This is a genomic window from Exiguobacterium sp. N5 (assembly GCF_025842465.1).
GTDB lineage: Bacteria > Bacillota > Bacilli > Exiguobacteriales > Exiguobacteriaceae > Exiguobacterium > Exiguobacterium profundum.
Genome location: NZ_JAPAEP010000001.1, coordinates 1,846,583 through 1,862,295, shown reverse-complemented (window position 1 = coordinate 1,862,295; position 15,713 = coordinate 1,846,583). Strand labels below are relative to the sequence as shown.

Annotated in this window: 16 protein-coding genes; 13 read left to right on the top strand and 3 right to left on the bottom strand. The window is 48.0% G+C overall.

The window, feature by feature from the left end:
* Positions 1 to 9 precede the first annotated feature (9 nt).
* From OKS35_RS09605 to OKS35_RS09585, 5 genes are read left to right on the top strand one after another with little or no spacing between them, the layout of a single operon-like run.
* On the top strand, positions 10 to 1,362 hold the full coding sequence (locus tag OKS35_RS09605; RefSeq protein WP_196431292.1) for a phenylacetate--CoA ligase family protein: 1,353 nt from the start codon (positions 10 to 12) through the stop codon (positions 1,360 to 1,362).
* 26 nt (positions 1,363 to 1,388) lie between these two features.
* Positions 1,389 to 2,714, top strand: a complete 1,326-nt coding sequence (locus OKS35_RS09600; RefSeq protein ID WP_264092939.1) for a nucleotide sugar dehydrogenase — start codon at positions 1,389 to 1,391, stop codon at positions 2,712 to 2,714.
* Positions 2,702 to 3,832, top strand: coding sequence for a glycosyltransferase family 4 protein (locus OKS35_RS09595; RefSeq protein ID WP_012727419.1), 1,131 nt, complete (start codon positions 2,702 to 2,704; stop codon positions 3,830 to 3,832). Before OKS35_RS09600 ends, OKS35_RS09595 begins: the two co-directional genes overlap by 13 nt.
* A 33-nt stretch (positions 3,833 to 3,865) precedes the next feature.
* Positions 3,866 to 4,615: a hypothetical protein gene (locus tag OKS35_RS09590; RefSeq protein WP_078147699.1), complete on the top strand. Its 750-nt coding sequence runs from the start codon at positions 3,866 to 3,868 to the stop codon at positions 4,613 to 4,615.
* Between the two features lie 4 nt (positions 4,616 to 4,619).
* On the top strand, positions 4,620 to 5,270 hold the full coding sequence (locus OKS35_RS09585) for a hypothetical protein (RefSeq protein ID WP_196431289.1): 651 nt from the start codon (positions 4,620 to 4,622) through the stop codon (positions 5,268 to 5,270).
* A gap of 9 nt (positions 5,271 to 5,279) precedes the next feature.
* On the opposite strand, the gene OKS35_RS09580 is transcribed toward OKS35_RS09585, so the two are convergent.
* Positions 5,280 to 6,044, bottom strand: coding sequence for a MerR family transcriptional regulator (locus OKS35_RS09580; RefSeq protein ID WP_196431288.1), 765 nt, complete (start codon positions 6,042 to 6,044; stop codon positions 5,280 to 5,282).
* 36 nt (positions 6,045 to 6,080) lie between these two features.
* Positions 6,081 to 6,557, bottom strand: coding sequence for a GNAT family N-acetyltransferase (locus OKS35_RS09575; protein ID WP_214815424.1), 477 nt, complete (start codon positions 6,555 to 6,557; stop codon positions 6,081 to 6,083).
* Positions 6,558 to 6,770: 213 nt separating this feature from the next.
* Between OKS35_RS09575 and OKS35_RS09570 the strand changes: the two genes are divergently transcribed.
* The 8 genes from OKS35_RS09570 to OKS35_RS09535 all read left to right on the top strand — a co-directional run bounded on the left by OKS35_RS09570 (position 6,771) and on the right by OKS35_RS09535 (position 14,369).
* Positions 6,771 to 8,468 carry a glycoside hydrolase family 13 protein gene (locus OKS35_RS09570; RefSeq protein WP_264092938.1) on the top strand — a complete coding sequence of 566 codons (1,698 nt, stop codon included), beginning with the start codon at positions 6,771 to 6,773 and terminating at the stop codon, positions 8,466 to 8,468.
* Between the two features lie 118 nt (positions 8,469 to 8,586).
* Positions 8,587 to 9,249 carry a Type 1 glutamine amidotransferase-like domain-containing protein gene (locus tag OKS35_RS09565; RefSeq protein ID WP_264092937.1) on the top strand — a complete coding sequence of 221 codons (663 nt, stop codon included), beginning with the start codon at positions 8,587 to 8,589 and terminating at the stop codon, positions 9,247 to 9,249.
* Between the two features lie 172 nt (positions 9,250 to 9,421).
* Complete coding sequence (locus tag OKS35_RS09560) at positions 9,422 to 9,844, top strand: GNAT family protein (protein ID WP_318841971.1); 423 nt, start codon at positions 9,422 to 9,424, stop codon at positions 9,842 to 9,844.
* A 51-nt stretch (positions 9,845 to 9,895) separates the two neighbouring features.
* Positions 9,896 to 10,315, top strand: coding sequence for a DUF1934 domain-containing protein (locus tag OKS35_RS09555; RefSeq protein ID WP_074035651.1), 420 nt, complete (start codon positions 9,896 to 9,898; stop codon positions 10,313 to 10,315).
* Complete coding sequence (locus OKS35_RS09550) at positions 10,312 to 10,740, top strand: hypothetical protein (protein ID WP_214685432.1); 429 nt, start codon at positions 10,312 to 10,314, stop codon at positions 10,738 to 10,740. Before OKS35_RS09555 ends, OKS35_RS09550 begins: the two co-directional genes overlap by 4 nt.
* A gap of 167 nt (positions 10,741 to 10,907) precedes the next feature.
* A complete protein-coding gene (locus OKS35_RS09545; RefSeq protein ID WP_159562997.1) occupies positions 10,908 to 11,426 on the top strand; it encodes a GNAT family N-acetyltransferase in 519 nt (172 codons plus the stop codon).
* Positions 11,427 to 11,433: 7 nt separating this feature from the next.
* The gene (locus tag OKS35_RS09540) at positions 11,434 to 12,150 is read left to right on the top strand and encodes a hypothetical protein (protein WP_078147689.1); all 717 of its coding nucleotides are present in this window, start codon (positions 11,434 to 11,436) and stop codon (positions 12,148 to 12,150) included.
* Between the two features lie 92 nt (positions 12,151 to 12,242).
* Positions 12,243 to 14,369, top strand: a complete 2,127-nt coding sequence (locus OKS35_RS09535; RefSeq protein ID WP_159562996.1) for a (Fe-S)-binding protein — start codon at positions 12,243 to 12,245, stop codon at positions 14,367 to 14,369.
* Positions 14,370 to 14,407: 38 nt separating this feature from the next.
* On the opposite strand, the gene OKS35_RS09530 is transcribed toward OKS35_RS09535, so the two are convergent.
* Positions 14,408 to 15,706, bottom strand: a complete 1,299-nt coding sequence (locus OKS35_RS09530; RefSeq protein WP_196431283.1) for a globin-coupled sensor protein — start codon at positions 15,704 to 15,706, stop codon at positions 14,408 to 14,410.
* Between the last annotated feature and the right edge of the window lie 7 nt (positions 15,707 to 15,713).

Below are 15,713 nucleotides of genomic sequence, written 5' to 3'. Positions count from 1 at the left end.
GACTACACCATGGCAGGGTTTGCGCTTCGTGATTTATACATGAAATCACCGATTCGATTACAACAATGGATGACGACATTGTATGGAATGAAACTATGGCAAGAACGGTATGGACGCACATATGAGCGTGAGTTAGTCGTTTTAGCCAATCGTCCCAAAGATGGGGCAGTCGTTGCAGCCGATCAATTGAAGCGACTCAATGCGTTTCTCGAATTTTGTGCGACGCACAATGCATATTATCAAAAACTGTTTGAAGAAAACGAGATTGTTCTTCCCCTTCAATCGATGGAAGAGTTGAAGCGCATCCCAATCCTCGAAAAAGAAACAGTTAGGAAAAATCCGGACATCCATTCTAACATCAAAACAGATATTCTTGGTCGAACCGGTGGAACGACAGGGACGTCCTTGCAAGTCCATTTCACGAAAGAAGACTATCAAAGACGTATGGCCCACGTTGACTTTTTCAAAGCGCAACACGGGTTTATCAGAGGAATGAAACGAGCGAGTTTCACAGGACGGAAAATTTGTAATCCGAATCAAGAAAAACCTGTATTTTGGCGCTACAATCGACCGCTCAATCAGATGCTGTTCTCGCTCTATCATGTCAATCCTCAGACCATCCCTCATTACATCGACGCATTAAATCGATTCAAGCCAATTGTATTAGACAGTGCACCGTCTGCCATGATTGAAATCGCAAAATACATCAAAGAGAATCAGATTCCACTTGAATTTCAATTAATGGCTATTTTTCCGACAGCCGAAACGATTACGCCTCAAGGAAGAGCCATCTTAGAAGAGGCGTTTAATGCCCCGGTCTTTGATCAGTACGCGTCTTCTGAGGGGGCACCGATTTTAACGGAATGTACCCATGGGAATATGCATCTCCACCACGAAACAGGCGTGATCGAGTCGTATGGGGATCACGAAGAAATTTTAGTGACGAGTTTTACGACCCATGGGACACCGCTCGTTCGTTACCGGATTGGCGATCGGATGAAAATTGGAGAAGGGACATGTGCTTGTGGACAGGGAGGAACGTTCGTCACTTCCATTGAGGGACGCGAAAGCAATTATGTACTCACTCCAAACAAACAAAAAATCTATGAAGGGGATTTGACGACCGTTGTCCGAGTATTACCCAACTCGGTTATCCAAACGCAGTATCGGCAACATGATTTGTATCATATCGAACTAAAATACGTCCCGGATCTGGAACGCTTCAAGCCAGAACATGAAGAGATTATGAGGAGCGAGTTGGAACTACTGTTCGGTAAAGAGGTCATGATTACGTTGACCCCCGTGCAATCAATTCCTCGGGGACCGAATGGAAAAGTCATTGTGATTGATAAAACCGCATAATTCCGAATCTCAGGAGGCAGATGGACATGGATAAACTCATCTCAGAATCACGTACAACACGAAAAACCATTGCCAATCGTCACGTAGCTGTAGTCGGATTAGGATATGTCGGACTCCCTGTCGCTGTTGCGCTAGGTGGCGTAGGAGACGTCATCGGAGTAGACATCAATGAAACGCGTATCAATGAGCTTACCCTTCATCTCGACAGCACGCGAGAAGTTGAATCAGTAGACCTTGAGCAAGCAGCGGTCTTATATACGACGGATGTCGCCAAACTTGAAGAGGCGGATTTCATTATCGTGGCTGTGCCGACACCCATCAATGATCAAAATCAACCAGATCTAGGACCGATTTGTAGCGCGACTCGTGCTGTTGGAGCGCATTTGCGACCGGGCACGATTGTCGTATACGAATCTACGGTCTATCCGGGACTGACAGAGGAAGAGTGTACCCCATTACTTGAAAAAACATCGGGTCTCCGGGCCGGGATTGATTTTAAAGTCGGCTACTCTCCAGAACGAATTAATCCAGGCGACCGTGAGCATACATTCCGCACAATCAAAAAAGTCGTAGCTGCCGAGGATGAAGAAACACTCGATGTGGTAGCGGCTGTTTATGAGACGGTAGTCGATGCCGGCGTTCATCGTGCTTCCTCAATTAAAGTGGCTGAGGCGGCCAAAGTGATCGAGAATACACAGCGAGATTTGAACATCGCGTTGATGAATGAATTGGCCATCATCTTCGATCGCATGAACATCGATACGCTCGAGGTGTTAGAGGCTGCCGGGACGAAATGGAACTTCCTAAACTTCCGACCAGGTCTAGTCGGTGGACATTGTATCGGCGTCGACCCATTCTATTTGACGATGAAGTCTGAAATGCTCGGTTATCATCCGGAAGTGATTTTAGCAGGTCGTCGAATCAACGAGACGATGGGACGTTTCGTCGCCACATCATTGATAAAAACGATGATTAGTCAAAACATGGCCATTCTCGGATCGCGCGTAACGGTCCTCGGGATGTCCTTCAAAGAGAACGTCAGTGATATCCGAAATTCGAAAGTGGCTTCCTTGATTCGAGAGGTCGAGGAGTTCGGCTTAGAAGTGCAAGTGTGCGACCCGCTCGTCGATCCGGAAGAGGTGCGACGAGAGTATGGAATCGACGTCAAATCATACTGTGACTTAAAACCAGCGGACGTCGTCATCTATGCCGTGTCTCACGATGAATTCGTTCAAGAAGGATGGACGATTGCGAAACGCCAGCTGAAGTTAGGCCGTGGTATCGTCATTGACTTGAAAGGCATGCTCGATCGTGCGATGAAGCCGGAGGAGGTGCACTTATGGCGCCTTTAAAAATCCTCCAGTTCTGCGCCGTCGATATGACAGCGGATGTGTTGCTACGTCCTCTCATTGAGTCGCTCAAGGCGGAAGGGCACGAAGTTGACGTCGCGTGCGCTTACGGTGATCGGACGGATCGTCTTCGGGACGAAGGCTGGGTCATTCATACGTTGCCAATCGATCGAAAGTTTAGCCCGAAGCGTAATCTACAGACCATTCAAGAGTTGGTGAGGTTATTGCGTCGTGAAAAATATGATGCCATCCACGTCCACACCCCGGTGGCCGCAGCGTTAGGAAGAGTTGCGGCCCGCATTGCCAGGACACCACATATTCTCTATACCGCACATGGATTTTACTTCCACGAACGAATGGGTCGAATCGCATACGAACTCGTCTTCTGGTTAGAGAAATCACTCGCGGCATTAGCGACCGATTGGTTGTTGCTCCAAAGCGAGGAAGATTACTCACTCGCTAAAACAAGACATTTCAAAGAGGACGAACGATTGATGCATCTCGGAAACGGGATTGATTTAAATCGATTTTATCCGACAGAGAAACACATTTCCCCAGAACATTTAAAGTTCTTGTTTGTCGGAAGGCTCGTTCAAGAAAAAGGAATCCTAGATTTACTTCAGGCGTTCGATGAACTGACGAAACGCTATCCGAACGCGACGTTGACGATTGCTGGAGAGTTGATGACGAGTGAACGTGATCAAGAGACGGCGAAACAAGTCGAGGCGCATTTAGCCCAAAATCCACAGATTCATTACGCCGGATTCGTTCGGGATACCCCCTCTTTATTTGCAGCACACGACGTCTTTTTACTTCCCTCTTATCGTGAAGGATTGCCACGCTCTATTCTTGAAGCCATGGCGTCCGGATTACCTGTCATCGCTACCGATATCCGTGGCTGTCGAGAAGAAGTCACGGATGGGGAAACCGGATTTCTCGTTCCCGTCGGTCGACCTGAGGCACTGACCTTGGCGATGCGTTGGTTCATTGAACATCCTGAACAGTGTTATTCATTCGGGCAACGTGGTCGCGAAGTGGTCGAAGAAAAATTTGATGAAACGAAAATTTTAAGTCGTCAACTTCACCTGTTCGCACAAATTAGTAGCCGTGAAGTGGGATGAACCGATACGTCAATCACGTAAGGGGGAGGCGACATGGGAAAGCAACAACTGATTGATCACTTACAAGAGGCTTCTTCGGACGGTCGCCTCACCATCTACATGTATCAGAAATGGCAAAAGATTCACGGCGGGGCAACCGTGGTGGAATTATTGGAAATGTACGGATCATGGTCGAATGTACTGCGTTTGGCTGGGTTGGAACAGCAAACGCCACGGTTCACAAAGAAGGAAATGATTCAAATGCTTCGTGAAGCGGCGAAAGAGCATGATTCATTCAATAGTGCCGATTATCGAAAGTGGGCCATGACCAATGATGCACCGACGTTGACAGAGGTCGTCATTCAGTTCGGATCGTGGAAAGTGGCACTGATTGAGGCGAATTTGAAGAGTATCATCTCGTTCGATCAAAAATGTGAAATCATCCAATCGTTACTTGATGCCAATGAAGAGCTTCATCCATTGACGTCGACCGCTTATGCCAAATGGGCCAAGCAGAACCAACGTCCGAGTATCACGAAAGTGGTGAGGCGTTTCGGGTCTTGGTCCCAAGCGTTAGACGAGATTGGCATCTCAACGCGAGAGTTGTTCACGGAGAAGCAAATGATGGACGCGCTACACGAGGCAGATGAACATTTGACCGCTCTCTCGCCATGGGGTTATGAAGTGTGGCAAAAAGAAAAGGGAAATCGTCCGACATTAAAAGACATTCAACAAATGTTTGGTTCATTTGATGTGGCGGTCCGAGAGATGCGTCAAACCGCAAACCAAAGTGGAGGGAGATGAGAAAATGCGAGTTGTACTCTGCACGGGCGACCACTGGAGTTCAACACTTGTCTATCAAGCGATACGGGATTTAGGCGTCACACATGTGATCATGGAAGATGGTCCGACACCGACTCATGTCAACACGTGGAAAGAACTTCTGACACAATCGTACATTTCCTTCCTGACTCCCATAATGCGGAGGTTCAGTCGAGAACGAATCGCGGAGTTGCAGTCGCGGTATGCTTTCTGTGACGATTCGATTCCGGAACAGCGTATGACGCGTGTCGTTTCCTTACAAGATAAAAAAGCGGAACATACGATTCGACACCTGCAACCGGACGTCATCATCATGTACGAAGTTGCGGAAATGAACGAACGATTGTTACAAGAAATGAACTGTCCCATCTTAAACATCACCCCATCGATGGCAGTGGGACAACGAGAAGCATATTGGGGATTCCATAACCACACATCGAGAAAAGAAGTTCGACTTTGCCAGTGGACGAAGAAAGGATGGACCCCACTAACGAGTGAAGTAATCTATACAGGTGGAACGGACAACTTCTCGACATTCCCTTATATTTATTTGGCGACGAGTCTCCCGATGTTACAAAAACATCTTCAAATAGGACCGCAAGAAGACACCGAGCGACGAAAAAAAGTCCAAGCCTGAGGCTTGGACTTAACTGTTCGCGATACAATAGTATTGGATGGCCTCGTTATAATACGCAGCGAGCCCCGGCTCGAAGCGATCATAAAATGCGGTGAATCGTTCATCCGTCACATACATCTGTCCGAGTCCACTGAACATATCGAGTGAACAGTCGTAAAAGTGTGTGTCGATGAACAGATGATTGTCTTTCACAATCGATTGAACTCGGTCGTCATCGATTGCGATTTGTGAACGAAATAAATCAACGAGTGGCGCAATCAAATCGAGTTGCATTTGATTGATGCGTTCCCAGTCCGCTTTCGATCGCTTCTGCGCACGTTCTTGTGCTGTCTTGTAAGCTGAAGTCTCTCCCCAACGTTCCTGCACTTCCTCTTGATGTTTCGCCTCGTGAGCTTGAATCTCCTCATAAGATAATCCATCAAATAATGACTTGTCATCCATTGGAATCCCTCCTTTGAGCGAGGTGAGGGTCGCTTCTGCCGTCTCGGCAAGCTGAGCGAAATAGGCTGCTTTCTGTCGCAACGCCTCGATATGTCCACTCAACACATCAATCCGGTTGAACGTCGTTGAATCAAGCAATTCTCCGATTTGATCGAGAGGAACATCGAGCGTGCGATAGAGTAAGATGAGTTGCAACCGTTCCGCATCGCGCGAAGAATAACGCCGATAGCCGTTGGCGTCACGGTTCGCAATGAGAAGACCGATTGCGTCATAATGTCGAAGCGTTCGCGTTGTCGTTCCAGCGAGTGACGCAAGTTGTTGAATCGAATACATCCCTTCACCTCCTTAGTCAAAGCGTAAAGGTTGACGTCACGTCAAGGTCAAGCCTTTTTTTTCAAACAGTGAGAATCCATTTCGTTCGCCGATATAGTGGAAACCGAACCGAGGATAGTAGTTATTTAAGAAGGCGTTATCGGCAACACAGTCCAATCGAATGGTCGAAGACGTGTTTGCTAAGGCATGCTGCATCAAACGTTCCCCGATGCGTTCACCTTTTGCACTCGAGTCCGTGACGAGTCGATGCAAGTAGACGGCACCGTCCGGGTCGTCCCATAGATTATGGTCCCAGTCAGTCGGAGGAATCAGGCTGACGGCACCGACGACTTGCTGATCTCGTTCGTAAACAAACACCGTCCCGTTCGTCAAATCGTGACGGACATAGTCGGAACGACTCGGCTCTAAATATTTGACCCATTGCGACTTTCCGGCTACTTGGAACTCTTTTGCTTTCTTTAAAATCAATTGATCGACTGCTGAAAAATCCTCCATTGTGGCAAATCGAAACATGATGAAGCACCTCGCTTTCATTTCTTTTCAAAATCGTGTAGGGTACACGTTGAGTATGCTGATGAAACATCTTTGTATCATCGAATGTTTTTTGGTAAGATAAATTTATTGCATCGTGCAAACGATTGCGCTAATGATATAAAGTTCACAGCACGAATAAGATAAGTATAAATGATGAGCAGTGAGTTTTGGGATAAGGAGTATCTAGATCACATGCAACTTTTACAACGAGAACAACAAACGCTTAAACGCAACTGGTGGAAAGAAGCCGTCGCCTATCAAATTTATCCTCGTAGCTTTTATGACGCGAATGGGGACGGAATTGGAGACATTCAAGGAATCATTGATAAGCTCGATTATTTGAAAGACCTCGGTATTGATGTTATCTGGATTTGCCCGATGTATAAATCGCCAAACGATGATAACGGTTATGACATTAGTGACTATCAAGATATCATGGACGAGTTCGGTACGATGGAAGACTTCGACCGCTTATTGGACGAAGTGCATCAGCGCGGTATGAAGCTGTTGCTCGACCTCGTCGTCAACCATACGTCGGATGAGCACCCTTGGTTCATTGAATCGAAGAGCTCAAAAGACAATCCGAAGCGCGACTGGTATATCTGGCGCGACGGAAAACCGGACGGGTCGAAGCCGAATAACTGGGAATCGATCTTTGGTGGCTCGGCTTGGGAATTCGATGAAACGACGGAGCAATACTACTTGCATGTCTTCTCGAAGAAACAGCCGGACCTCAATTGGGAAAATCCTGAGATGCGTATAGCGGTATACGATATGATCAACTGGTGGCTCGAAAAAGGGATCGACGGATTCCGTGTCGATGCAATCAGCCATATTCGCAAGAACCCGACGTTCGCCGACTTGCCAAACCCGAACCACCTCGACTTTGTACCGTCGTTCGAGATGCACATGAACGTGGACGGAATTCACGACTATTTAGAAGAGCTTCGTGACGAGACGTTCAATAAACATGACATCATGACGGTCGGTGAAGCGAACGGCGTCTCACCTGACGATGCCCATCTATGGGTCGGTGAAAAGGAAGGGAAGATGAACATGGTCTTCCAATTCGAACACATGGACCTTTGGAGTGAAGATGTCGATTCGAAACTCAATGTCGTTCACTTGAAGAACGTGTTGACGAAATGGCAAAAAGGACTTGAGGCCGATGGATGGAACGCCCTTTACGTCGAAAACCATGACCAGACGCGTACGGTCTCGAAATGGGGAGACGATGAGCGTTACTGGAAAGAAAGCGCGAAGTCGATTGCGATGATGTACTTCCTCATGCAAGGGACGCCGTTTATCTATCAAGGTCAAGAGATCGGGATGACGAACGTCAAATTCGATTCGATCGATCAATATGATGACATCGCGACACGCAACCGCTACTATATCGGTGTCGAACAAGGGAAGAGTCATGACGAGATGATGCGCATCACGTGGAACTCGTCACGCGACAACACGCGTACACCGATGCAGTGGAGTGATGCCCCGAACGCCGGATTCACGTTCGCAGAGCAGCCATGGGTCGGCATCAACCCGAACTATACGGATATCAACGTCGAATCACAGCTTAAAGATGAGGACTCAATCTTTAACTTCTATAAAGAGATGATTCAACTTCGTAAAGATAATGAGACGTTTGTTTACGGGGCGTATGATGTCGTCTTGCCGGAACACCCGGAAGTCTATGCGTATACGCGTACGCTCGGTGACACGCAGTACCTCGTCGTCACGAACTTGACGGCGAAAGAGACGATGTTTGATATGGATCAGACACTTCGTGCGCAAGATGTCGTCTTGAGCAACATGCCGGTTGAAGGCGATGCGGAATCATCGCTCCTTCACTTGAAACCGTTCGAAGGTCGCGTATATAAAATTAGCTAATCTTTCATGTTTGAAGACCGTAGGAGAGAAGTCGACTACGGTCTTTTTAATATGAACAAAGGGGATGCACGGGGATGATGAGAATGCTTTAGAAGAGATTCAATAAGGAGGGAAACAAATGAAACTACTATTGACGTCCGCTGGCGTTAAAAACGAGAGCATCAAGCAGGCACTTTTGGAATTATTGGGCAAGCCGATTGAAGAGTGTAATGCACTCTGTATCCCAACAGCCATTTATGCGTTGAACGGGGGAACGAAACACGCATGGAACTTTTTCAACGGAGATTTCTCGACGCCGATGTGTGAGTTGGGCTGGAAGTCGGTTGGGGTGCTCGAACTGAGCGCACTCCCGAGTATCGATGAGTCGGTGTGGAGACCGGCGTTTGATAAGGCAGACGTATTATTGGTGAATGGGGGCGATCCGCTCTTTCTCTACCATTGGATGAAACAGTCCGGGGTAGCCTCGCTGCTCCCGTCTTGGAAAGGCGTCTACGTCGGATTGAGTGCAGGTAGCATGGTGATGACACCACGAATTGGAGAAGCGTTTGTCGGATGGCGCGCATCCGACGAGCAGAGTGATGATACATTAGGGTTTGTCGACTTCTCGATTTTTCCTCATCTCGACCACGAAATGTTACCGGAGAACACGTCACGAGATGCTGCAGAATGGGCGGAGACATTACAGTCGCCGGCCTATGCGATTGACGACGAGACCGCGATTCGTGTAAACGAAGGGAAAATCGATGTGATTTCGGAAGGAAAGTGGAGGAAGTTTTTCTGACTGTATAAAAGTAATAGGGAGGAGACAGGAGAGATTGAATCCATTTACGTATCATCGAAAAACAAATCGAATCATCGTACGACCGTTAGAGAAATGAGATTATGACACATGGTTAAGCGGCTTTACAAATCGTCTCGTTTCACAACATGTATATGACCCGGGGAAATTAGATATGAGCGACTGTACGTCCGTTTGGTTCGGTCAGCTAGTCGACACACACCAATCACTCGCACATGAAGACCGTGCGCATGTCTTTGGGATTTTCCGGCTTGAAGATGGGATACATCTCGGCATGGTGGATTTCTCGACATTGGCGCGAGATGGATTTCATTGGGGTCGGGTCGGGTATACCATCCATAACCAACATTGGCAAAACGGATATGGCACAGAGGCGGTCGATTTAGCGATGCGCATCGCCTTTGACGACTTAAATTTTCAACGGATCGAGGCACACATCAATCTCGACAATGAGGCATCCGTTCGTCTCGTAGAGCGTGTCGGCATGTCGTACGAGTGCACGAGAGAGGAATTTATTTTTGAGAATGATGAGTGGGTAGACCATCTCGTCTATGTGAAAACGAAGCACCGTCGATAGAACGACTCCTACCACATATGGTACGATGAGTTGACGGAAAGGGGGATGAGCATGGCGATTGAACCACTTCGCGTGCGTGTCCAGCAAACAACTCGGATGAGTGACATTCTTGAGCCGATCGAACTATCGGCTGACGGCGTATACTATCCATTGAAGACTGGCTTTATTTTAATGTTTGACCAACAACAAGAGGACGGAACGGTCCCGACGACAATCAAGTACACGCCGGAACGATTGGCGCTCATCTGCAAAGGACCGATCGAGATGAACCATTCCTTCATCGAAGGTCGCTTCACGCAAAGCTTATATAAGAATGCCTATATGTCGATGACGATGGCGACGACGACATCGCGACTCGATGTGTCTGAAGAGTCATGTACGTTCGTATATGAATTATCCATGAATGAAGAAAACGTGGGTATATACGAAGTACATGTCACATGGACATTTGAAGGAGGAGAGAGCGTATGAACTTTACAGAACGCGTAAATAAGATTGAAGAGATGTTGAACGAAGACTGGTTCGAGATGCTCGAAACGAATGAAGAAGAGTATGAAGAGTGGCGCGGTCGCCTTGAAGACCATGCTGAGCAAGTCATCATGCATTATGACCAAGAAAACGGAGTCGATGTCGATTCAATCGATAAATTGCTTCAACTGAACGATGAGTTCCCGCTCCTTTACGGGGAAGACACCGTTCGCCTGTACATCGCACTTATTGAGGCGCGGTCAGAAGACAAAGCGGTCTACGATCGGTACGTCGATTATTTGGCAGCCATCAGTGATGCATCGCATGAACAGTTTTTACATTTCCATACGCTCGTCGAAGCAGGTCGGTTAGAAGAAGCGAGACAACTCGCGCCACATATGCCACAACGGCTCGGACTTGAAGAGTAAGCATGTCAAAAGTGTCATCTGAACAGGATGGCACTTTTTTTCATGCCTGAAAGGGGACACACTTCGACGAGAACGTCCATTTTATTTCGAAGGTATCTTCTCTAAGATGAAGGAACAAGGAAATCAAACAGAGAACGCGAATGGAAATGGTTAAAGGGGGAAATGTGATGTTAAGACTAATCAAAACATCTGTCGAACAAAAAGAACAGATTCTCGCATTTTTACAAGAATGGTACGAACGTGATGAGCGAATCGTCCCGACTTCAGTGGACCGTGAAACGACCGACTTCGAGGCATATGTCAACACGTTACGTCAGAAAGAGTTACGTGAACATATAGAGAAAGGTTGGGTCCCGAGCACAACGTATTGGCTTACGGACGGGGAGGAGCTTCTTGGCGCGACGAACATTCGTCATGAGCTGAACGAATCGCTCTTGAAGATTGGCGGGCATGTCGGGTATGGGGTGAAACCGAGCGCACGCGGGCGTGGACTCGCCACAATCCAACTGCAACTTGCGCTTGAGAAAGTGAAAGAACTTGGAATCGAGCGGGCACTCATCACGTGTAACCGGACAAATATCGCTTCCCGTCAAGTCATTTTAAACAATGGTGGCATTGCGGACACACCGTATACGGAAGAAGACGGGACAGTCGTCGAGCGGTTTTGGATTGACTTGAAAGGGTGAGGACGAGATGGCGAACTGGATCATCATCTATTTGGCGCTGATTAACTTCTTCGGCATCTATTTGTTCCGGGAAGAGACCGTTCCTTCGAAAAAATGGTTCTCTTTCTCGAGCGGCATCGCCATCACGTACTTCTTCATGTATCTTTTGCCGTCCCTGAACAAACGCCAGGACACGCTTCGTGTCGATTGGTTGAATTTAGCGTTACCTTCAGAAATCTACATCGTCAGTCTCATCGGTTTCACGTTGTTTTACGGCACCATGCGGTTCGTTCGTACCCCTCACTTTCAAGATGAGGCGGTCGACCGGGCCGTTTCGTATTGGTTACAGGTGACACTCCTCACGGCCTATATGACCTTCTCGGCGTACGTGGTGACAGCCGACTCGGTGACGTTCGTTGCGAGAAGTTTCTATGCGACAGCGCTCGGTGTCCACTTTTTAGCGCTCGGGCATGACTTAAATCGTCATTATGGTGAACGTTACATGCGACAAGGACGCTATTTGTTGAGTGGTGGGATTTTACTTGGTGGGTTCTTTTCACGCTGGATTGACTTGGCGGCGCACGTCGAAGCGCTCTGTTTTGCCTTTGTGGCCGGGGCGATGATTCTCAATATCGTGAAGTTTGAACTGCCATCCGACCGAAATTTGCACTTCCGCACGTTCGTATTGGCCGTGTGCAGCTATGGGGGATTATTGCTCATATTGAAACATCTTCTAAACTTCTGATGAGAACTTCACAAAAATGAATGACTGTTCATTCATCATTTGATATACTGAATTCAAGATTGAATCCGTTTTCAAAAGGGGGAGTTTTGGGGATGTCTACATTTTTAATCGTCAACTGGATTCTATTCTTGCTCGTCCTCGGCTATGGTGTATATTTATTTGCTACGCTAGTTCATCAGCGTTATACGTTCATCAAGCTCGGGAAGAAGGCAGAATGGAGCCAAACGAACAAAGAACGACTCGAACAGGTCATGATCAACGTGTTCGGTCAAAAGAAATTGTTGAAAGATAAGAAGAGTGGCGCAATTCACGTCATGATGTTTTATGGCTTCATCCTTGTCCAATTCGGGGCGATTGATTTTATTTGGAAAGGACTAGCGGTGGGAACACGTTTCCCGCATATCCCGCTCGGTCCGCTTTATCCAATCTTTACGTTCATGCAAGAAATCGTCATGCTCATGATTCTCGTTGCGGTCGTTTGGGGATTCTACCGTCGTTACGTCGAGAAGCTCGTGCGCTTGAAACGAAACTTTTTAGCAGGTCTTGCCCTCATCTTCATCGGCGGGTTGATGGTTTCCGTATTGTTCGGGAACGGGTTTTACCTCGTCTATAAAGAAGAGCTTCCAATGTGGGGCGAACCGGTCGCGACGCTCATCGGCTCAGCATTTGCTTGGGTACCGGGCTCTGTCGCTTTCGCTTTATTCGTCGTCTTTTGGTGGATGCACCTTTTATTCTTGCTCAGCTTCATGGTCTACATCCCACAAGGAAAACACGCACACTTGATTGCCGGAACGCTCAACGTATGGCTCGGTCGCACGCACAAAGTCGGTCGCTTGGCACCTGTTGATTTTTCAGCGATGGAAGAAGCGGAAGAGTCGGATGAAGAGATTGTCTTCGGGGTCAACAAGATTGAAGACTTCAACCAGAAGCAGCTCGTCGACTTGTATGCCTGTGTCGAGTGCGGGCGTTGTACGAATGTTTGTCCGGCAACAGGAACTGGGAAGATGTTGTCGCCGATGGACTTAATCGTCAAACTTCGTGACCATATGAATATGAAAGGCGCGGCGGTCACGAGAAAATCACCGTGGGCACCTGCACTCATGTTCCAAAACACGCAAGGTGCTGAAATCGCAGCAGCTGCGCAAGACGGTCATATGCTCGTCGCAGACGAGTTGATCGGCAACGTCATCACGGAAGAAGAAATTTGGGCTTGTACGACTTGCCGTAACTGTGAAGACCAGTGTCCGGTCATGAACGAACACGTCGATAAAATCATTGACCTTCGTCGTTACCTCGTCATGATGGAAGGGAAGATGGACCCTGAGGCACAGCGTACGGTCGCCAATATCGAGCGTCAAGGGAACCCGTGGGGAATGAACCGGAAAGAACGCGAGAACTGGCGTAAGGATACAGAGCTCGTCATCCCGACGGCGAAAGAGAAGAAAAAAGCAGGCGAGGAATTCGAGTATCTCTTCTGGGTCGGCGCGATGGGGTCTTACGATAGCCGTAGCCAAAAAGTCGCGCAGAGCTTTGCGAGCGTCTTGAACAAGGCAGGCGTCTCATTCGCCATTCTCGGAAATGAAGAGAAAAACTCAGGGGATACACCACGTCGAATCGGAAACGAGTTGCTGTTCCAAGAACTCGCCGAAGCGAACATTAAACTATTTGAGAAGTATGGGGTGACGAAAATCGTCACGGTCGACCCGCACGCGTACAATACGTTCAAAAATGAGTATCCGGACTTCGGTTTGACTGATGTGAAGGTGTATCATCATACGGAGTTGCTCGCGGAGTTACTTGACACAGGTCGGATTCAGCCAGACCTTCACGTGAACGAACGTGTCGTCTATCACGACTCTTGTTACCTTGGTCGTTATAACGGCATTTACGATGCACCACGATTCGTCCTAGAACGCATACCGGGTGTCGAACTCGTCGAAGCGACACGTAACCGTGAAAACGGTATGTGTTGTGGAGCCGGTGGTGGTCTCATGTGGCAGGAAGAAAAAGTCGGGACACGTGTCAACGTGGCTCGGACAGAACAGTTACTTGAGACGAAACCGACTGTTATCGGTTCGGCATGTCCGTACTGTTTGACGATGTTATCTGATGGAACAAAAGCGAAGGAAGTCGATGAGACCGTCGGCACGTTCGATGTCGTCGAATTGCTCGATCGCTCGCTGAAGGCCATCGAGATACCAGAACCAGTTGTCCAATAATACATGAAGGCACGGTCCGTGGACCGTGCCTTGTTTGTTTACTGCATCTCAGAGGTGGATAGAAGAGAAGAGGTCAAGTGAGATAACCCTTGCGTCGTCTCGTTGATCGATGAAATGGTCTCGACCATCTGTCCGAGGTCTTGTTTGTTTCGTTCGAAAGAAAGAACGTATTGGCCCATTTCTTCTTGAACGGTCGAAAAACCAGCTTTGACGGTGCTTAGTTGGCGCATCGCTTCATCGTTCGTCCGATGCATTTGCCCCATTTGCTCGAGGAGGGCCGCGATGTTCGTCTCATTTTCATGAATGAGCGCGTTGATTTGACTGCTCAGTTGTTTTGCGTTCTCCGCAAGTGTGCGTACCTCGGTGGCGACGACGGCGAACCCTTTTCCGTGTTCTCCTGCGCGAGCCGCTTCAATCGAAGCGTTTAAGGCGAGTAAGTTCGTTTGGTTAGCAATTTGTTCGATGCTCTTGGTCATGCTGACAATATCCTGTGAACCTTCTTTTAGGGCGGTAATTCGATCGAGCGAAGTATCGACGTAGGTGGCCGACTGTTTGAACTCTACTTCCATCTGTTCGATTTGATTTCCGTTCGTGTGCGTCAATTTCATCAAATGACGACTCATTTTTTCCGTTTGCTCCGTTTCCGCAAGGACTTGGTGAGCACGATTGCTCGTTTCAGACATGGCGTGTCCGGTTTGTTCCATCGTAGTCGCCACTTCTGTGCTGACGCGTGTCACGTCACTCAACAGGGACGCACGAGCTTGGTTCGCAGACTCGATTTCATCGAGGCGGGCGTTGACGTATTGTTCGGTGACGATTTGTGCGTCTAAATTCATCGCGTGTGACAACGCTAAGAGGGACTCACTTAAGAGGGCAGGATCGTGTTGATACGTTTCAACCACTTTTGGGATGAGCAACGTATTAAATGCCGAGTACGTCGCCAAGAACCAGACGACAGGCACGGCGAAGTGGTGGTGCGTCTGTCCCATTCGTTTCCGCATTGCCAAGAATTTATCATCGATGTTCCCTGTTAGTAGGCTGCGGAAATAATCGGCGAATACCTTTTTTAATCGTTCTCTTGTGGATGATGCGTTCGCAATCTGTACCATTTCCGGTTGCAGCATTAAGTGGTCGAGTACGTTTTCAAGTACATCGTCAAGTACTGACTCGACGAGTGGAGCCATACCTTGCAGTCGTTTTACTTGAGAGGTCGTGTATCCCATGTAGTGAGTGCGACCATTCAAGCTTGAGTCGGCTGGTTTAGCGATTGTCTGGATTTCAGGAAAGCCGGTAGTGGCGACGAAGTGATTGGATGTTGTTTTACGAAAAAGTGCCATATATTTT

Coding starts and splice junctions, on each gene's coding strand:
- OKS35_RS09535 (WP_159562996.1), top strand. CDS start 12,243: ATGTCTACATTTTTAATCGTCAACTGGATTCTATTCTTGCTCGTCCTC.
- OKS35_RS09580 (WP_196431288.1), bottom strand. CDS start 6,044: ATGTATTCGATTCAACAACTTGCGTCACTCGCTGGAACGACAACGCGA.
- OKS35_RS09585 (WP_196431289.1), top strand. CDS start 4,620: ATGCGAGTTGTACTCTGCACGGGCGACCACTGGAGTTCAACACTTGTC.
- OKS35_RS09605 (WP_196431292.1), top strand. CDS start 10: ATGGCAGGGTTTGCGCTTCGTGATTTATACATGAAATCACCGATTCGA.
- OKS35_RS09545 (WP_159562997.1), top strand. CDS start 10,908: ATGTTAAGACTAATCAAAACATCTGTCGAACAAAAAGAACAGATTCTC.
- OKS35_RS09540 (WP_078147689.1), top strand. CDS start 11,434: ATGGCGAACTGGATCATCATCTATTTGGCGCTGATTAACTTCTTCGGC.
- OKS35_RS09570 (WP_264092938.1), top strand. CDS start 6,771: ATGCAACTTTTACAACGAGAACAACAAACGCTTAAACGCAACTGGTGG.
- OKS35_RS09550 (WP_214685432.1), top strand. CDS start 10,312: ATGAACTTTACAGAACGCGTAAATAAGATTGAAGAGATGTTGAACGAA.
- OKS35_RS09575 (WP_214815424.1), bottom strand. CDS start 6,557: ATGTTTCGATTTGCCACAATGGAGGATTTTTCAGCAGTCGATCAATTG.
- OKS35_RS09590 (WP_078147699.1), top strand. CDS start 3,866: ATGGGAAAGCAACAACTGATTGATCACTTACAAGAGGCTTCTTCGGAC.
- OKS35_RS09555 (WP_074035651.1), top strand. CDS start 9,896: ATGGCGATTGAACCACTTCGCGTGCGTGTCCAGCAAACAACTCGGATG.
- OKS35_RS09530 (WP_196431283.1), bottom strand. CDS start 15,706: ATGGCACTTTTTCGTAAAACAACATCCAATCACTTCGTCGCCACTACC.
- OKS35_RS09595 (WP_012727419.1), top strand. CDS start 2,702: ATGGCGCCTTTAAAAATCCTCCAGTTCTGCGCCGTCGATATGACAGCG.
- OKS35_RS09600 (WP_264092939.1), top strand. CDS start 1,389: ATGGATAAACTCATCTCAGAATCACGTACAACACGAAAAACCATTGCC.
- OKS35_RS09565 (WP_264092937.1), top strand. CDS start 8,587: ATGAAACTACTATTGACGTCCGCTGGCGTTAAAAACGAGAGCATCAAG.
- OKS35_RS09560 (WP_318841971.1), top strand. CDS start 9,422: ATGAGCGACTGTACGTCCGTTTGGTTCGGTCAGCTAGTCGACACACAC.